The sequence below is a fragment of the Sphingomonas sp. Leaf23 genome, from assembly GCF_001421585.1.
Classification (GTDB): Bacteria; Pseudomonadota; Alphaproteobacteria; order Sphingomonadales; family Sphingomonadaceae; genus Sphingomonas.
In genome coordinates, this window is record NZ_LMKR01000007.1 from 67,231 (window position 1) to 84,266 (window position 17,036).

Here is a 17,036-nt window from a genome sequence, read left to right on the forward strand (position 1 = left end):
TCCCTAATCCTGCAAAAGATCGAACGGCATCACGTCGAGTAAGCGCTTTAAACCGACCATTCATATTGATGTAAAATCCCTTGTAGCAATTGCCTTATTGCCTCAGCACGAATCCGTCTATTCGGCTGCTAACAGCTCGCCATTTTCGTCGAGTTACACGATTTTGGGTTCATCGATAGTGTCCAGCAGCGACCAACATGCCACCGTGTGAATAGGGACACACATAACCCTTACGGATAACGACAGCATAGACCTGCGAACCGCCCTGGATTTGTCGGAGGCTCCAACTCCTGAGAAGGTGGATCCTGTATGAGCAAGACGACGAACAAGTTTGCGCCCGGGGTCCGCGAGCGAGCGGTACGGATGGTGCTGGACCACGAGCGCGATCACCCATCGCGATGGGCAGCGATAGTTTCCATTGCCGAGAAGATCGGCTGCGTTCCGCAGACGCTGCATGAGTGGGTAAAGAAGGCGGAGGTGAACGGCGGCAAGCGCGCTGGCGTCCCAACCGAAGTTGCCGACAAGATGAACGCGCTGGAAGCGGCGGATGCAGTTCGGCGCCTCGTCCGAGAAGCTGGGCCGCGAGATCGAGCAGCTCGAACTGGCGCTGGAGGAACTGGAGACGGAGCGCGATGCGCCTGGGCCTGAGGCGGCCGACCCCGGTATAGCGGCGCGACCGGCATCCGTCCGCAGCCTGCCCGGACATCTGCCGCGCGAGGAAGTCGTTCACGAGCCGGCATCGGGCGCCTGCACCTGCCCGGACTGTGGTGGTGCGCTGCGTCCGCTTGGGTCCGATGTGCACGAGATGCTCGACATCGTATCGGTACATTGGCGGGTCGTGCGCAACATCCGCCCGAAATACAGCTGCCGGTCCTGCGACAAGATCGTCCAGGCACCGGCGCCGGTCAGCGCGGTAGCCAGGGGCAAGGCGACCTTCGCCACGCTGGCACACATCGTCGTCTCCAAGTTCGACCACCAGTTGCCGCTGTACCGCCAGGCCGAGATGATGGCTGCGCAAGGGGTCGACATCGACCGCTCGACGCTGGCGGGCTGGACCGGACAGGCTGCGGCACTCCTCGACCCCATCGTCAGCCGCATCCGCGACGAAGTCCTCAAGGCCGACAAGATCCATGCCGACGACACGCCCGTGCCGGTGCTCGACCCCGGCCGGGGCAAGACCGCCAACGGGCGGCTGTGGGTTTACGCCGTCGACGACCAGGCATCCGGCAGCACGGCACCGCGCGCGACATGGTATCGCTTCACGCCCGACCGCACCGCCGCGCACCCGATGGCCCATCTCACCGGCTTTCGCGGTTTCCTTCAGGCCGATGCCTATGCCGGCTATGATGGGCTCTACCGCAGCGGCGTGACCGAAATCGCGTGTTGGGCACATTTCCGGCGCAAGGTCTTCGACCTGCACGAGCGGTCGCCCACGCCGCTGACCACCGACATCCTCGAGCGGATCGGCACCCTTTACGCTGTCGAGGCCGAGATCCGCGGCCAAGCACCCGACATGCGATGTCGAGCCCGACAGGAGAAAAGTCGACCGCTGGTCGACGCCTTGCGCGAGGTGCTCGACGCCGCCCTGCGCCGTCTGTCACCGAAGTCCGACATGGCCCGGGCCATCGCCTACGGCACGAAGCGCTGGCCAGCATTGTCGCGCTTCCTGGGCGATGGTCGCTTGGAGATCGACAACAACATCGCGGAGCGTGCGCTGCGCGGTGTCGCGGTCGGACGCCGCAACTGGCTGTTCGCCGGCTCTCGCGCAGGCGGCGAGCGCGCCGCGGCCATCTACACCGTCATCCAGACCTGCAAGGCCAATGGCGTCGACGTCATCGCCAGGGTCGCGGGCGACTGGCCTGCGAGCCGCTGGGACGAACTCATGCCGTGGAACTGGATGCCGCCGGTGACGTGACCCCCGCCTTTCATCCAGCGGCAACCAGAGACCGACGGGTGTTGTCGCGCATGAGCGCAGGTGAAGCAACGGGCGGGGTTAACCCCGCCCGTTGCTTTTCTAGTTCGGCGGCGAACGCCGCCGGTGTGGCGTAGCCGAGCGAGGAGTGTGGGCGCTCGGTGTTGTAGTCATCGACCCAGCGGGCGAGGATGGCCCTTGCCTGACCGATCGTGAAGAACAGCGTCTCGTTGAGCAGTTCGTCGCGCATGCGACCGTTGAAGCTCTCGACGAATCCGTTCTGCGTCGGCTTGCCGGGTGCGATGTAATGCCACTCGATGCCGACATCGCCGCACCATGCCAGCACCGCGTTCGACGTCAGCTCGGTGCCGTTGTCGCTAACGATCATCTTGGGCACCCCCCGCCTGGCGATAAGATCGTCCAACTCGCGCACGACCCGTCGGCCCGAGATCGACGTATCAACTACCGCTGCCAGACACTCGCGCGTCACGTCATCAACGACGTTCAGCACCCGGAACCGGCGACCGGTGGCGAGCTGGTCGTGCACGAAGTCCAGACTCCAGCGCTGGTTGGGAAGTGCCAGTACCGGCGCGGGCGCCCGCGCGCCGACGGTGCGCTTGCGTCCCTTCCGGTGCCTGACGGTCAGTCCCTCCTCGCGATATAGCCGCTGGGTCTTCTTGCGGTTGATCATGATGCCGTCCCGGCGCAGCAGGATGTGCAGCCGCCGATAGCCGAACCGCCGGCGCTGCTGCGCCAGCTCGCACAAACGCGACCGCAGGTCGCCATCATCATCCCGGCACGAGCGATATCGCATGCTGGCGCGATCCGCCCCGACGACCATGCACGCCCGCCGCTCGCTCATCCCCAGCGTCGTCTGGAGATGCGCGACCGCTTCCCGCTTCGCGGCGGGCGTCACCATTTTTTTGATAGCAGATCCTTCAGACCCGCGTTGTCGAGCATCGTATCCGCTAGCAGTCGCTTGAGCCGCGCGTTCTCCTCCTCGAGCGCCCGCAGCCGCTTCGCGTCAGATACCTCCAGACCGCCGAACTTGGCCTTCCACGCGTAGTACGTCGCGCTCGACATGCCGTGCCTGCGGCACAGCTCCGTCACCACCGCGCCCGCCTCGGCCTCCTTCAGGATGCCGATAATCTGCTCTTCCGAAAACTGCTTCCGCTTCATCTGTCCGTCCCTTCGAGGAGCCGGTCTCTAGTTCTAGTTGGATGAAGAAACGGGGGTCACGTCACCAAGACCATCCTGCATAACTGGAATTTTCTAGCTCTAAGCGGCCCAGCAAACAGACAACTGGTCAACGCCGCCATGATGCCTATCGCCCTATGGCGTCACCGCGACCGCTGCCGCTAGCGGTACGCAATAGCAGGGCAAGGTCTCTGCCGAGGGACCATTTTCCCAAATAGCCGGCGTCGACTTCCGCGAGATATTCAGGCGTGGACATGTCAACGCCTGCCACTTGCGCAACGCCAGTGATACCAGGCAGCAGACGATCTACGCCATGGCGACGACGCGCCTCCGCGAGAATTGTCTGGCTGGGCAGGCCAGGTCGAGGGCCGACAAAGCTCATTTCGCCACGCAAGACATTCCATAGCTGTGGTAACTCGTCGAGCTTTGTGCGTCGCAGCAACGCGCCGATCCGCGTGATGTTCGTCGTCTGTGACTCATGGGAGGGGCGGTCACCTGTGCCAACGCGCATCGTCCGCAGTTTCACCAAGTGAAAAGGTGCGCCGTTCCGACCTAGCCGCTTCTGGACAAAGATGGGATTTGCCCGATCATCAACCCAGATGAAAAACATCGCTAGGACGGAAATCGCTATTGCGGGTATCGCCAACGCCAGCGCCAATGCCAGATCGAAGCCGCGCTTTGCGATGGATTGTGACGGATGCCGCTGCATGGCTGGGACCGTACGTGGTATGTCATCGACTGGTCAAGCGAAGCAGTCCGCGATAAGGCGTCCCCGATACGCGCGTTATATGCGTTAAGATGAAAGACCGAGAATTTTCATGCCGTTGGTAACTCTAGCGCACGTGGCCATTGGGCTGCCCAGGTGGATGAAACGGACTCTGATCATAATGGTCGACGCAAGCCTCTGCGTCCTTTCCGTCTGGATTGCCTACTTTTTACGCCTCAGCGAATGGACTCCACTGTATGGAGCGCCAGGATTTGCCGTATTCGGATCAATCGGGTTGGCCTTGCCAATTTTTGCACTGGCCGGTGTATATCGGCCTGTGTTTCGCCACGACGAAAGTGCGGTTTCGCTGAAAATCTTATTCAGTTCTCTGATATACGCGTTAGTTTATATTTCGATATTTACAGCATGGAGTGTGCCCGGGATCCCGCGTACGGTTGGAGTAATTCAGCCAATACTGTTATTTGTCTTTATGGTTCTGGCGCGTATCAGCGCACATCAAATCCTTAACGGCATGCTCGATCTTGGCAATAATTTCCGAGATAGGCCGCGTGTATTGATCTATGGTGCCGGGGTATCGGGTAGACAGCTAGCTGCAGCAATACAGAGCCGGCGCGAAATGAAAGTTGCTGGTTTCCTTGACGATGCTCGCGAGTTGCACGGCGCATCTATAAACGGCATCCGGGTATATCCACCAAGCCAAATACTAAAGCTGACCGAAAAACTCCCTATAGATGAAGTTTTGCTTGCAATCCCTTCGGCTACCCAGCAACGTCGAAATGAAATATTGTCAGTCTTGCGAGCGCTGCGAGTACGTGTTCGTACGCTTCCCGATATTATCGAACTGGCGCTTAGTGACCAGTCAAGCAATGTCACCAATCTAGATATTAATGATTTGCTTGGACGCGACGTTGTGCAGTCGCAGTCCGAACTAATGATTAGGCATGTTCACGGTCGAAAAATCCTTGTTACCGGCGCTGGCGGGTCGATTGGATCAGAATTGTGTCGTCAGATTATTGCAGCCCGGCCCAGTAAGCTCCTATTGTTTGATAGCAACGAATTCGCATTATATAGTATTCATCGCGAACTGGAGTTGCTTCTCGAAAAAAATCGGGATGAGGGAGTGGACTGGGCGACCGAATTGGTCCCGTTGCTAGGTTCGGTCTACGACCAGCGCCGGGTAGAGGAGGTAATATCGTCTTGGCTACCCAGCCAAGTGTACCATGCAGCTGCATATAAACATGTACCGCTGGTTGAGCATAATCCAATACAAGGCGTAGAGAATAATGTTTTCGGGACTATGATGGTTGCCCGGACATGCGTAGAATATAAGATTCCACATTTCGTTCTTGTTAGTACAGATAAGGCGGTGCGTCCGACCAATATCATGGGAGCTACGAAGCGACTTGCTGAGATGGTATTGCAGGCATTGGCGCAGGATAGCAGTGAAACCTGCCTATCAATGGTCCGATTTGGAAATGTTCTTGGTTCTTCGGGATCGGTTGTTCCGCTATTTCGCCAGCAAATTCTTGCGGGTGGCCCTGTGACGATTACCGACGAGCGTATAACCCGGTTTTTCATGACGATTCCCGAAGCGGCGCAACTTGTCATCCAAGCAGGAGCAATGGCGTCGGGTGGCGAAGTTTTCGTGCTGGATATGGGTGAGCCCGTCCGCATCATCGACCTTGCTCGCAACATAATCGAACTGTCCGGGCTGACAGTACGTGATGCATCCAATCCGTTTGGTGACATCGAACTAAAGACGGTTGGCTTGCGGCCAGGTGAGAAGCTTTACGAAGAGCTTTTGATTAAAGATGCTCCGATCGTTACGGAACATCCGCGTATCCGCAAAGCTATCGAGGGATTCTTGGCCCCTGATGAGCTGCACAAACAGCTCGATCGGCTACGCGGTGCAGTTCGATCAGGCCAACCGGAACAGGTCCGTGCGATCCTGTGTGATGCGGTTCAAGAATTTAGTCCGAATGCCGGGATTGTGGATCATGTGTATCTGGAGCGTCGCGAACGAACAGCAATATCCTAGATCATCGGAAATCTTTGAAGCTGCGCCGGAATATTATTTGGCAAAGAAAATTCTTTACGACGTTGCTGGGTCATAAGATTTTAGCATGCGTGGCAATGCTGTGTGGATGGTGTCGTTTGGCGTCCAGCCCAAACGTTGGCAGGCTTCCTCGTTGTCAACTTGTAGATTGCCTACGATCCGTCGGACAACTCCAGTGCGGCCCGTCAACCTCCCTGCAAGCTGCAGTAGCGCAACGGGAACAGGGAGCAGTCGAGCAGGGCGATCGATAGCATCACCGATCGCCCGTACCAGTGTGGCCGTGGAGTAATCTTCACCATCGCTGAGCGTTACCACTGCTCCCCCTGCATCTGGATGTGTCAGCGCGCATGCCGTCGCAGCGGCAAGATTATCGACCGAAATCAGGCTCCGGCGATTGTCGATCCGTCCTAATGGCAATGGAACGCCGCGGCGGACTGAATCCACAAGGCGTGCGAAATTACCTGCGACCTCAGCGCCGTATACCATTGGAGGGCGTAATACGACATTTTCGATGCTCGCGGCACGAACCAATTGTTCCGCTTCATGCTTCGTATGACCATAATCATCTTCGGGTTGTGGTACATCTGCGCCAGAAAATCGTTGTCCAGGCAGAGTTGCTTCGCCGTTGACCTTGACTGAGCTCATATACACGAACCGCGGAATTTTGGCGCTAGTCGCGGCCATGAGTAGCCGCCGCGTACCTTCAACGTTTACGCGCCAGAATGCTTCACGCGCGTCTTTCGCATTTGTGGCCACATGCGTCAGCGCAGCTAGATGCGCGATAGCGTCAGTTCCACTCAGGCTCGTCGACAAAAAATTAGGATCGCTTCTTTCGAGCGGGCCTGCAATGATATCTCCGGCATTTCCTGTGCTATGACGGACGATCCGCACGACATCGTGGCCAGCATCTTCAAGGCGACGCACAAGCGTTCGTCCGACAAAGCCAGTTGCTCCGGTCAATGCGATCTTCATTGAAGAAACTCCAGCACCTTCAACGGGTATTTGCTCATGATCATGGCAAGGTTGGTGTAGATGCCATTTTCTCGACATGCGCGAACGACTTCGCGATTAATTGTCAGCTTTGCGCGCCACCCATCTGTGCTCGCGCCGCCAAGGCGCATATGGACAAGTACCCGCGGTAGATAGTCGTAGCGTAAGCCGATTACATTGAAGGCGCGAACTACAAAATCGAAGTCGGCTGCGATCTTGAGATCTGTGCGATAAGAACCGACCCGATCATATGCTTCACGGGTCAGATACATGCCAGGATGCGCTGGCATCCACCCCCATCGAGTTAGTGCCGGCCTGAATCTGCTGCTGCGATAATGGCGTGTTATCCGCTGGTGTTCATCGACGAACGCAATGTCCCCCAGTATCGCGTCACGATCCGGATTGTTGGCGAAACCGTCGACAATGGCAGACACCGAGCGGGTATTGGCAAAATAATCATCCGCATTGAGAATGCCGATGACGTCGCCCGTTGCCAGGGCGATGCCCTTGTTCATGGCATCGTACAGTCCACGATCCGGTTCGGAGATCCACCGGGTGCGTGCATCCGCCATGCGCGCTACGACTTCGGCAGTACCGTCGGACGAAGCGCCATCGACGATTATGTGTTCAATGTCGAGATGATCTTGCGCTTGGACCGAAGCGATCGTGTCAGCGATCGTAGCCGCGGCGTTATAGCTTACGGTGACGATGCTAATCTTCATGCCATGGGTCCTGCAGCGATTGGGCGATGTAAGCAAATGATCACGAGGATGGTTGTCCGGCATAATGGGCAAGCTCAGTCATACGAGTTGCAACTCCGTCCCATCCATTCGGTATATTCTTCAACCGTTCCATCCAATCGGGCCACCACCCCCTTGCCAGGCGTTGATTAAGTTCGATGACGGCGGCCGTTAATGATCGCCCATCGTTGGGAGAAAAATATATGGCGGTGTCGCCGCATAGGTCATGCGCATAGGGCAGATCTGCACACAGTATCGGAAGCCCTAGCCACATTGCCTCGACCAGGGGCAGTCCGTAGCTCTCAGCGAGCGAGGGGAAAACCAGTGCGTCGGCCTGCATATATTCGTTACGCATTGCAGCTGGTTCTAGCCGTCCTGCTGGGTAGACGCCTTGGCGATCGATCGTCCGGGGGAGGGTGACGACAACGGTTTCAACAAGGTTCAGCCACGTCGCTTGGGTGGCGGCATCGTACAGAAGTGCGTGGTTCTTATGCGGATAGCCTGCTGCGGGGTAGAAGAGCCGTAGCTTGCCAGATCTTACCCGTCCCGTTCGACGTAGTCCGGATTCGAGGAGCCATTCCGGCGCAGGTTGTGGGATGACATGAACGCGCCCCTTGAGAGCGGAATATGCAGCCTCAAGTCCGATGCGCATGGTCTCTGTCTGGACAATGGCAGCGGTCACGCGCTTGGCATTCATGCGGAAGATGGTTCGGGCGATGCCGAATTTGATGCGTTGCGCTGGCGAGGCACCCGCCGGTTCCAGCAAGAGGTGTGGGGTGTGCACAAAAACGATCTGTCGTCCTCGAATGCGCAAGGGTAGGTCCCCAAGTACGAGTAGCGGCGTATCGCCATCGAAGGCACCGGCCTGCACCGTGCACTCTACAAGCCGCGACAACGCATTGGGTAAGCGACGACGGATCGGTAGCGGGGCAGGGCCTGGCGAATGCCGCTCGTAGTGTGCCAAGGGGCCAGTCGCCGGAAGGTGAATGTCACCGACCAATCCCGCCCGCTCTAGAGCGGGAAGAAGGGATTGAACAAGTTGCGTGGCACCAAGCCCGGTCACGTTGGTAAGGCTGATCCGCAACGTTCTGCTATTGCTGACCTTCACGCCGGTGTTCCATCGCGCCACGGATACCAAAGAGCTTCAGGGCGTGCGGCTTCGCCCTCCAGTGCTATGAGCGCCTGATGGATGTAGCGTGCGGCTACGACCGGTTCCAGCAGCGGGGCCACTGTCCGGGCACCCGCTCGTGCAGCGGCCAGTGCGTCGCGATCGTTCATCCACTGCCGTAGCACTGCGCTGAGCGCTGTGAAGTCACCGACCGGGAATGTCGCGCCTGCGCCGTGTGTCCGTACCAATGCCCCCGCACCGACGGAATCACTGCAGCAAACTGGCGTGCCGCTCTGAAGCGCTTCGTTAACAACGACTGCCCACCCGTCGAAAAGGCTAGGTACGATCAAAGCGTCGTATCCAGCTATAGTCTCACCTGCGCGGCCAAATGGAATGACGCCCATGTAGCGTACCGCATCGTCAAGCGAATAGCCTGCAGGGTCACCGGCGCCATATACATCAAGCGTCACGTCGTGCCCTTCGTGACGCAATCTTTGAACGGCGTCGATCGCAATCGTCAAACCCTTTCGAGCGATCAACGCGCCGACAAAGATCAGTCGCAAAGAGGCTGTTGGGCTAGGTTCTGGGGCAATCCGTGTAATGGACAAAGAGGGTACAAAATAGCCAAAGGGAAAAATACGCTTGGGCGCTACTCCCATTGTAGCATACTGATCGCAAGCGAGAGGGGAAATACCGAACACAGCATGGATTCGGCGGCCGAAATAAAAGCCGTACGCCCGGTACAACAGTGGTCGTAATTTTGCCTTCAACCATCCGCGGATTTTTCCACTATCCGCCAGATAACCAACATGATTCGTCGAAAACGGTTCGGAGATGATGGCGACCTTGCACCCCTTTCGGCAGGCCATTGCCATGATCTGTATCTGTCGACGCTGTTCAAAGGGGCTGCCAAACAGGTGGATTGCATCGGGATGGCGGTTAAATTGATCCTCAGCCCATTCTTGCCAGTTTTTCTCGGGAATTTGGCGTTTTTCAAAATTGCTGCCGCCCGTACTGATCCATCCTTGCGCGTCACGGATAGAGTCGTGTGTACGACTGACATTAACGGATAGCTGTCCATCCGCTTCGTCACGCAATGCCGAATAGGTATATGCCTGATGATCGGTCAGTAATGGCTGCCAACAGATATAGCGTATTGTCACACGATCTCCGGAAACAGGAAACGACGCAGCTTGGCGCCCGCGCGCGCAGGACTGCATTGATCAATCACATTGATCATACCGCCGCGTGCGATTGCTGCCGCCTCGGCCGGATTGTTGGCAATCCAGCGCAACTTTTCGGCAAGCAAAACAGGATCGTCGCGCTCAAGGTACAGGGCGCCAGCACCAAGTACGGTCCGTACGTCGCTGATGTCGGTTGTTAGTACCAGCAATCCTTCGTTCGCCATTTCTACCACCTTTGAAGGAAAGGTAGTGTGTGCCAATGGCCCGCTATTGGGTTTCAAGGCTAGGCCGACGTCCATCTTCGCAAGAAGACCTGTATAGCCCGTATTGTCGAGTCTACCGTGTACGGTCACCGTTGGACCATGTGAATTGTCTGTCGATAGTCGTGTGAACTGCGCAAGACTCTCGCCGGTACCGGTAACGTGCAAGTGAAGAGGGCGTGCCTTTGATGACGAATGATGGCGTAGGTGTTCAATCGCTGCGGCCAGCATGTCGGCACCGGTCGAAGGCGCTATTGTGCCCCCTAGCAGAAGGTGAATTTCGCGCTTGTCAAAAAGCCTGGTCGATCCTGGCTTACTGCTGACACCATAATATGCTTCTTGAGGCTGTAACCGCGTTGCGAGCGACAGTGCTTCGCATGCGAGTAGCGCGCCGGCGTTGCAGGCACTATCGGTGAGCGCAATCAGCATTCGCGCCTTGATTGCCCGCATACTCCAGCCCTTCAGAACCGTTTCACCGTCCTCAAGGTCTAGTGCAATCCGATAGCCGAGTAGCCGGGCAAGCCAGATCGCCGGCACATAGGCCGGCATCCGGTTATAGAGCAATAACAAGCTCCCCTGCCCTTTGTGACGCCTGCGCCAGAGTATCGGTAACGGTGCCCAGCAGGATAGCAACTCGGACAGGATCGGGCGGTGTAGCATTCCCCCGTAAACAGTCGCTACGCCACGCTGTCTGCCGATCCGCGGGCGGAAGTATCGACCCGAGCCATCCTGGCGCCCTCGGCCTAGGCTGAGCAGGATTGTGCGGACGCCAACCGTACGAAGCACTTCTGCCATCATTGATACCTTGCGCGTCGCCGCGGGGCTGTCGGTGGTGATGCCACGTTCCAGCCTCACCTCATCGGCGACGGCGTTGCACAGGATGAACAGTTCGGGTTTGGTCATGCGTCAAGCATGCGTTTGATGCGAGCAGGAACCCCTGCGGCAAGGCAGTTTGAAGGAAGGTCGCTGGTAACGACCGATCCTGCAGCCACGATGGTACCTGCGCCGATTGTAGTGCCTCCCAAGATCAAAGTGTTTGCGCCAATCCAGCAGCCAGGACCGATGGATACGGCGCGCGCCGTACCGGAACCGGCGCGACGATCGGCAGGGCCGATCTCGTGCCCGCCCGTGAGAATGCGCACGAAGGGTCCGATATCGCACGAAGGGCCGATACGCACGGGAGCGTCAGCATGGGTGTAGATAAGAACCCTTGGGCTGAGCCAGGTGTCCTTGCCGATGTACACTTGGCCAGGACCAAAGAACCAGCCTTGGCCGCAAACAGATACGCCTTCATCGAGATTGAGGCCGGCCATGCGAAGCATGATGCGGCGAAGAGCGAAAAGCCGGCTCGGTGGCATTGCCCACAGTAAAAGGTTGATCAGGTGACGCAGCATTAGAACGTTGCCTTGCTCGGTTGGATAAGCCCTGACCGCCGCACATCAAACCATTTCACTGCCAAGCAAAACAATAAGAGAAAAAAGATATTATTATCCGAAAAAGCGGGAATCAATGGTAAGTAGATTGCACCAATCAATCCTAGTGTCGCAAGTACGCAGTCAAGGAAAGATCCTCCACTTACCGCTGCCCGCCAAGCGATCGCGCTCAAAAACCCTTGAGCCATCAAAAAAATCACCATTCCGACATATCCGAAATCCATAATGATATTCGCGATCGCGGTGGTCCAGCCGACACCAATCACGAATTGTGAGTCTAGTGCCGCTACGCGGAGCTGATACATGTCTGCGACGTTAATATGCGTCAGTGGTTCGATCTGACGATACAAGAACGGAAAGTTCATTGCACCTTTAGAAATGCCGAAAAGATCAGTCTTTAAAAATCGATCGAACAAAGCTATCGAACTGGAAAAATATACGAGCGCTTCGATGACTGTTTCTCTTACGCCATTTCCAAAAAGGCTAATGATTGCGTCAAAGGTCCCAGAAAGATCAAAGTCGAACAATCGTGCTAAAACTTCCGATTTAACACTGGAAATTCTGCTATCGTTTCGGGCAATCGCTACATAGCCCATATAGGCTACCATCAGGCCCGAAATGGCAAGAACAAAGCCAGAACCGCTCTTGTTTTTTGTTTCAGTAGATGGGGCATCGGGAGTGCGTATTTTCCAGAATATCTGCCCGATAACCGTTACTAGGATCATCTGAAGCGCGGCTTGGCGGCCGGCAGCTAGAACGGCATTCAACAGGAAACCTATTACCGGCAAGGCAAAGAATATTGTTCTTTCAACACCCAGTTCTCGGCGAAATATCAACGCGAACAGATAAGAAAAAAGACATGCCCATGTCATGACTGATGCAGCACGTGAGAGTGCGCTTGCTGACTCCTTACTAACGAAACTGTCACGAAGATCTGCCAGATTCAACAGGCTGCCGCCGCCGTTCATAACGAAATCCAGGACCAGGCAGGTGCCGCCAATCATGCCGATCAGCCAGCAGACACGGGCTATCGGCATCATCGCCTGAAAATCCTGCTGCGCTACGGTGGTAGGCACGCTTAGGCGAACGATTGGCCCGCGATAGAAATGCTCTATTCCGGCGCCGGCGGCAAAGGCGAGCATTGCCATCGAAAGGACCAAGCCTAGGCTAGAGTCGCTATAATCGAGATAGCGATAATCGATGATGCCCAAGACGATAGGAGCAATACAGACGGCCCACGCAAAACCGGCTGCCCAGATTGGTCCCCTTACGCTGCGCGACAGGAAGATCAGCGCTACGGCTAGCGCCAGACTGGCCGTTAACATACTGGGCAACCTTGTTGGCGACAAACTGGTGCTTGGCGCATAGCCGAAGGGGTTCGGGGGGTGCAACCGGCAACACTAGTCGTTCGCTTGGATCGGCGGGTATGGTAGCAGGCCCGCGATGACCAACTTCTTTCTGACCCGCCGTCGCGCGCTTGGAGCCGCCTTGTCGGGTGCGGGCTTGGCCGGAGTGCCTACGGCTTGCGCCCAGTCTGTGCCGCAATCCACGGCAAGCGATCTAATCTCCGTCCGGGATATGGGCGCGGTGGGCGACGGAAAGAGTGACGACACGGCCGCCGTCCAGCGCGCCATCGATCGTGCTGCAGCCCAGCATGACGGTGGAACCATATGGTTTCCCCCTGGGCGCTATGCGGTGCGTACCCTGTCCTGCGTCAATCGTGATCCCGCTAGTTTTAATTCGGTTCTGCGATTGCTCGGGGCTGGTCCGGCGGTATCCAGCATCATACCGATGATGACGGATGCAGTGCTCATAGATGCTTCGGGCCGTTCGGGTTTTCGAATGGAATCAATCTCGATCGACAGTACGACACGGCTGTCGCGGATCGGTCTGCTCCTCGCGCGGCGGCGTGAAAGTCCCAATTGTAACGGCACGCACCTACGCGATGTTCGGGTGCAGGGGGCGTTTGCTCATGCGGCTGTCGTGTCCGTGGCGGCTGAGAGCATGGTGTGGAGCGAATGTCATTTCCATAACTCCCATGCGCCCGCCCGGCATGCCTGTTTGATCTCAAGCCATGCGCCGCAACTCGCAGGTCTCGGCGATGATAAGAACTGGGTAGAGGGCCCCAATACCGATAACCGTTTCTTCGGCTGCGATTTCTACACGCCTTATTCCGACGCTGCTCCGGTACATCTGCGCGGTAGTGCGGGAGCAATGTTCTTTGGCTGCACCATTATTGCCGGGGAAGCAGCTAACACCCGTCTGGTAACCTATGCACCCGAGAAGGGTATATTCAATGGGCCGGTTGGGTGGTTTGGATGCCACTTCGAAGTGTTCGGGCCTAGCGGTGTCGTCCATTTCCTTGATGCGCCGATTGGCACTTCGTATTTTCAGAACCTGCAGTGCCAAGGCGGTTCGATGGTTGTCAGTTCGGGTATCGCACAGGTCGATTTCGATCGTCGCAATCCCCGGCGCCAACCCGTGCTACGCGGTTGGTCCTGGCAGTCGCCGTCTACGCCTCCAGGCGTTGATGGTGTCGATTTCTACGCCTATCTGATCGACCATTGCGACATTGATGCGCAAGCCGCGCCGGATAGCGGAGCCCTCATCGCACTGGGTGCGATCAATGCCAGCATGGTACGCGGTACTGAAATCCGGACGCCACAGGTCGTAGGGGGCCCATTGCGCCTGTCCTCATCGGGACAGCCACGATCGGGAACGTGGCCTGCGGGAACGTTCATCGACAACAGCGACGTCGTCCGCGGGCAACCTGCGGGTTGGCGTGTGGCGAAGGCAGGAGGGGGTACGATTGCTCCGATGGGGGGATGGGGGCGCAGTGGTGCAATGCCCCGGCCGGGCCAGATCGTCCGTTATCAAGGCAAGCCGCGTATCATATGGCATGTCGAAGCCGCCGGCCCTGTGATCCTCGACGGCCAGTCCTCCGAACGCGTGTCATTGGTCGGTCTTGAGGAGCAGCCTCCTGCGTTGATTGCGCTTGCGCCGCTGTGAGGGTTCTCTCGGCAGGAGATTTACCTGGGCTAAAAGATCGCCTGATCGGCCGGCAAAGGTCGTCATACGCCTTGCCTCGATAAGCGATGACGGCATAGGGCATTGGACATGCCTGCCGAGTCAGCCCATATTATTGGTCCCGTGTTCCTTGATCCGAATTCGGGTCATCAGTGGGACAATCTCATCCAGCGGGATTTCTTGGCGGAAATATTCCAGGTTCTGACCGAGCGACTGCCGCCGGAACTGCAGGATGTCCGCTTCTACGTTTTCAGTCCGCTCGATGCCAAGCAGCGTCCCGCATCCGCGGATTTCGTCGATGAGCGCAAGGTTCTGATTTTTCTGTCGGATGAGGCGGATTCGGTAACGCCGACCGCATTATCCTCGCAGTATATTGCCATCTTCAAGCCCAGCATGCGCACGGAAATAGCTGGCTCCAACATATTTACCATGAGCCTTGGATTGGCGAATGGCGTACCGGCATCGTTTCCCAAGCCTATGGCTGAACGTTCGGTCGATTTGTTGTTTACCGGAAATTTGAACCGTAACCGATATCCTTTGTATTTTGCCTTTCATCCACTGCTGCGAAGATTTCCAGCGCTGGCCCGGAATCGTTTGTTTCATCTCTTTATGCGATCGCCTTTGCGGGGGCTGTTGCAGCAGGATTTCAGCGCGGCCGATACAGGTCGGCGCATTGTCACTTTTACAAATGGTTTTGGTCAGGGACTGAGCCGTAGCGACTATGGCAGCCTGCTTGCCGATAGCCGGATCGTCCTTGCACCGCGTGGGTTCGTTAGTGCCGAGACGTTCCGCCATCTTGAGGCATTGCGCGCGGGGGCGGTGGTCGTCTCCGAACGCCTACCCGATACTTTCCTGTACCGGGATGCCCCTATCCAGTGCATTGACGACTGGCATCAGGGATTGCTGCATGTGGAGACGCTGCTGCGTGATCCGCAACGCCTTCAGGCGCTACAGGGGGCAGGCCTGCGCTGGTACGAAGAGGTGTTGTCCCCCCGTGCAGAGGCATTGCGAATGATCGATACGGTGCGCAATGTCGGTACCTGATGAGGAAGCGGGTGCATCTCCGAAGGGATTTGCCGCGCAGTTGGCCAGGTTCAGCCCAAGCGCGTTGCGGGCAACGCTCAAGGAACGCGCAGTGCTGCGTAGCCTTGCGGCCAATGCGAGCTGGCTGGTTGCCGATCGTGTGGTCCGGCTTGGTGTAGGACTATTCATCAATATCTGGATTGCCCGCTATTTAGGGCCGACGAAGTTCGGATTGTTCAACTACGCTCAAGCGATTGCAACCATGTTTTCGTTCGCGTCGACGCTGGGATTGCCCGAAATCCTGATGCGGGATTTGGTGGGTTGGCCCGAGCGGAAGCGGCTGATCCTGGCTAGCGCCTTCATCCTCCGAGTGGGAGGCGCGGTGTTGGTGCTGCTGCTGTCGATGATGTTCATCATCGTGACCCGCCCGACTGAGCCATCGACTTGGGTCATCATGGCGTTTTTGGCGAGCGCGCAAATTGCGCAGTCGATGGATGTCATCGATTCCGAGTATCAAAGCCGTGGTAAAGTCAGCCGTATTGTCCTGCTACGCAACCTCAATTTCCTTCTCTTCTCGGTAATAAAAGTCGGCGCTATCCTGATGGGCGCCGGTATAGTCACCTTCGCTCTGCTATATTCGCTCGAACTATTTGTTGTAGCTGCGCTGATGTATGCTGCCGCCGTTCATGACGGCTATGGCTTTTCAATCAGCGACGCGCGGGTTGAGGAGATGAGGCGTCTTTTTCGGGAGGTAGCACCCCAAATCCTGCGGCTTGCCATCATTGGAGTATATATGCGCGCCGACCAGCTGCTGATCGGCCAGATGCTGGGGGATGCCGAGGTTGGCATCTATACCGCCGCCACCCGGCTGATCGAAGCTTGGTATCTCGTGATAACAGCCGTCATGTTGGCGGTAACGCCGCGCTTGGCGCATACGTTTCATTTCAACAACGATCGCTATGACACTGCGCTCGTTCTTGTGGTCCGGGTCGTTACCTGGGGGTCGGTTGCGGTGGCGCTGATTGTTACGGCGGTGGCGCCGACTGCAGTCAACATTCTGTATGGTAGCGCCTTTGTCGCCGCAGGCCCGGTGCTGATGGTCCATGGTTGGGCGACCGTATTCAGCTCACTCGGCCAAGCGGTCAGCGGTGCGCTGGTCAATCGCAGGTTGCTGCACATCGGTGTCTATCAAGCTCTGGTTGGGGCGGCTGTGAATGTCGGCGCGTGCCTTCTCCTGATTCCGGCATTCGGTGTGATTGGTGCAGCTTTCGCAGCTGTGCTGACGCAATTAGCAACCGGATTAGTGCTTAATGCCTGTTTTCGAGAGACCCGCCCGATCTTGCGGGTTCAACTCAAGGCAATTTTTTTTCGCTAAGCCT

The 17,036-nt window shown here is 57.2% G+C and carries 13 protein-coding genes and 2 pseudogenes; 6 read left to right on the forward strand and 9 right to left on the reverse strand.

The features are described 5' to 3' along the window. Positions 1-309: 309 nt before the first annotated feature. Together ASE67_RS17930 and tnpC are read left to right on the forward strand one after the other, a co-directional pair. Positions 310-573 (forward strand): annotated as a pseudogene (locus tag ASE67_RS17930) (transposase); the annotation flags it as partial. Then, positions 542-1,915 (forward strand): annotated as a pseudogene (gene tnpC / locus ASE67_RS17170) (IS66 family transposase); the annotation flags it as partial. The pseudogenes ASE67_RS17930 and tnpC, both read left to right, overlap by 32 nt. Before the next feature lie 10 nt (positions 1,916-1,925). Here the strand turns inward: tnpC and ASE67_RS17175 are convergent. Both ASE67_RS17175 and ASE67_RS17935 read right to left on the reverse strand, forming a co-directional pair. Further along, positions 1,926-3,091 (reverse strand): IS3 family transposase gene (locus ASE67_RS17175; RefSeq protein WP_156348694.1). Its coding sequence is split into 2 segments (ribosomal slippage): positions 1,926-2,830 and positions 2,830-3,091, totalling 1,167 coding nucleotides; the frame shifts between segments, so codons are not numbered across the junction. Between the two features lie 145 nt (positions 3,092-3,236). Beyond that, positions 3,237-3,818 (reverse strand): sugar transferase, encoded by a 582-nt coding sequence (locus tag ASE67_RS17935; RefSeq protein WP_082457234.1) that lies wholly within the window; start codon positions 3,816-3,818, stop codon positions 3,237-3,239. A gap of 178 nt (positions 3,819-3,996) precedes the next feature. On the opposite strand from ASE67_RS17935, the gene ASE67_RS17940 reads away from it, so the two are divergent. Beyond that, a complete protein-coding gene (locus tag ASE67_RS17940) occupies positions 3,997-5,874 on the forward strand; it encodes a polysaccharide biosynthesis protein (RefSeq protein WP_200922253.1) in 1,878 nt (625 codons plus the stop codon). A 54-nt stretch (positions 5,875-5,928) separates the two neighbouring features. On the opposite strand, the gene ASE67_RS17945 is transcribed toward ASE67_RS17940, so the two are convergent. The 7 genes from ASE67_RS17945 to ASE67_RS17195 are packed head-to-tail and all read right to left on the reverse strand — an operon-like array spanning position 5,929 to position 12,932. Further along, positions 5,929-6,864: an NAD-dependent epimerase/dehydratase family protein gene (locus tag ASE67_RS17945; RefSeq protein WP_162236357.1), complete on the reverse strand. Its 936-nt coding sequence runs from the start codon at positions 6,862-6,864 to the stop codon at positions 5,929-5,931. After that, the gene (locus ASE67_RS17185; protein ID WP_055764137.1) at positions 6,861-7,604 is read right to left on the reverse strand and encodes a glycosyltransferase family 2 protein; all 744 of its coding nucleotides are present in this window, start codon (positions 7,602-7,604) and stop codon (positions 6,861-6,863) included. The genes ASE67_RS17945 and ASE67_RS17185 overlap by 4 nt, the downstream gene beginning before the upstream one ends. 40 nt (positions 7,605-7,644) lie before the next feature. Next, positions 7,645-8,730, reverse strand: a complete 1,086-nt coding sequence (locus ASE67_RS17950; RefSeq protein WP_156348695.1) for a glycosyltransferase — start codon at positions 8,728-8,730, stop codon at positions 7,645-7,647. Further along, the gene (locus ASE67_RS17955; RefSeq protein ID WP_162236358.1) at positions 8,727-9,893 is read right to left on the reverse strand and encodes a glycosyltransferase family 4 protein; all 1,167 of its coding nucleotides are present in this window, start codon (positions 9,891-9,893) and stop codon (positions 8,727-8,729) included. Before ASE67_RS17955 ends, ASE67_RS17950 begins: the two co-directional genes overlap by 4 nt. Further along, positions 9,890-11,077, reverse strand: coding sequence for a glycosyltransferase (locus tag ASE67_RS17190; RefSeq protein ID WP_055764139.1), 1,188 nt, complete (start codon positions 11,075-11,077; stop codon positions 9,890-9,892). The genes ASE67_RS17955 and ASE67_RS17190 overlap by 4 nt, the downstream gene beginning before the upstream one ends. Further along, the gene (locus ASE67_RS17960; RefSeq protein ID WP_082457238.1) at positions 11,074-11,568 is read right to left on the reverse strand and encodes an acyltransferase; all 495 of its coding nucleotides are present in this window, start codon (positions 11,566-11,568) and stop codon (positions 11,074-11,076) included. The genes ASE67_RS17190 and ASE67_RS17960 overlap by 4 nt, the downstream gene beginning before the upstream one ends. Then, a complete protein-coding gene (locus tag ASE67_RS17195; RefSeq protein WP_055764141.1) occupies positions 11,568-12,932 on the reverse strand; it encodes an O-antigen polymerase in 1,365 nt (454 codons plus the stop codon). The genes ASE67_RS17960 and ASE67_RS17195 overlap by 1 nt, the downstream gene beginning before the upstream one ends. 118 nt (positions 12,933-13,050) lie before the next feature. Between ASE67_RS17195 and ASE67_RS18340 the strand changes: the two genes are divergently transcribed. From ASE67_RS18340 to ASE67_RS17205, 3 genes are all read left to right on the forward strand, one after another. Next, positions 13,051-14,616 carry a glycosyl hydrolase family 28-related protein gene (locus tag ASE67_RS18340; protein ID WP_156348696.1) on the forward strand — a complete coding sequence of 522 codons (1,566 nt, stop codon included), beginning with the start codon at positions 13,051-13,053 and terminating at the stop codon, positions 14,614-14,616. Between the two features lie 141 nt (positions 14,617-14,757). Beyond that, positions 14,758-15,678, forward strand: a complete 921-nt coding sequence (locus ASE67_RS17200; RefSeq protein ID WP_156348697.1) for a hypothetical protein — start codon at positions 14,758-14,760, stop codon at positions 15,676-15,678. Further along, positions 15,665-17,032 (forward strand): flippase, encoded by a 1,368-nt coding sequence (locus tag ASE67_RS17205; RefSeq protein ID WP_082457239.1) that lies wholly within the window; start codon positions 15,665-15,667, stop codon positions 17,030-17,032. The genes ASE67_RS17200 and ASE67_RS17205 overlap by 14 nt, the downstream gene beginning before the upstream one ends. Positions 17,033-17,036: the final 4 nt, after the last annotated feature.

What these genes read in the sequence shown, in the direction of transcription:
- ASE67_RS17205 (WP_082457239.1), top strand. Translation starts at nt 15,665, where the DNA reads ATGTCGGTACCTGATGAGGAAGCGGGTGCATCTCCGAAGGGATTTGCC.
- ASE67_RS17960 (WP_082457238.1), bottom strand. Translation starts at nt 11,568, where the DNA reads ATGCTGCGTCACCTGATCAACCTTTTACTGTGGGCAATGCCACCGAGC.
- ASE67_RS18340 (WP_156348696.1), top strand. Translation starts at nt 13,051, where the DNA reads ATGACCAACTTCTTTCTGACCCGCCGTCGCGCGCTTGGAGCCGCCTTG.
- ASE67_RS17940 (WP_200922253.1), top strand. Translation starts at nt 3,997, where the DNA reads ATGGTCGACGCAAGCCTCTGCGTCCTTTCCGTCTGGATTGCCTACTTT.
- ASE67_RS17935 (WP_082457234.1), bottom strand. Translation starts at nt 3,818, where the DNA reads ATGCAGCGGCATCCGTCACAATCCATCGCAAAGCGCGGCTTCGATCTG.
- ASE67_RS17190 (WP_055764139.1), bottom strand. Translation starts at nt 11,077, where the DNA reads ATGACCAAACCCGAACTGTTCATCCTGTGCAACGCCGTCGCCGATGAG.
- ASE67_RS17185 (WP_055764137.1), bottom strand. Translation starts at nt 7,604, where the DNA reads ATGAAGATTAGCATCGTCACCGTAAGCTATAACGCCGCGGCTACGATC.
- ASE67_RS17195 (WP_055764141.1), bottom strand. Translation starts at nt 12,932, where the DNA reads ATGTTAACGGCCAGTCTGGCGCTAGCCGTAGCGCTGATCTTCCTGTCG.
- ASE67_RS17945 (WP_162236357.1), bottom strand. Translation starts at nt 6,864, where the DNA reads ATGAAGATCGCATTGACCGGAGCAACTGGCTTTGTCGGACGAACGCTT.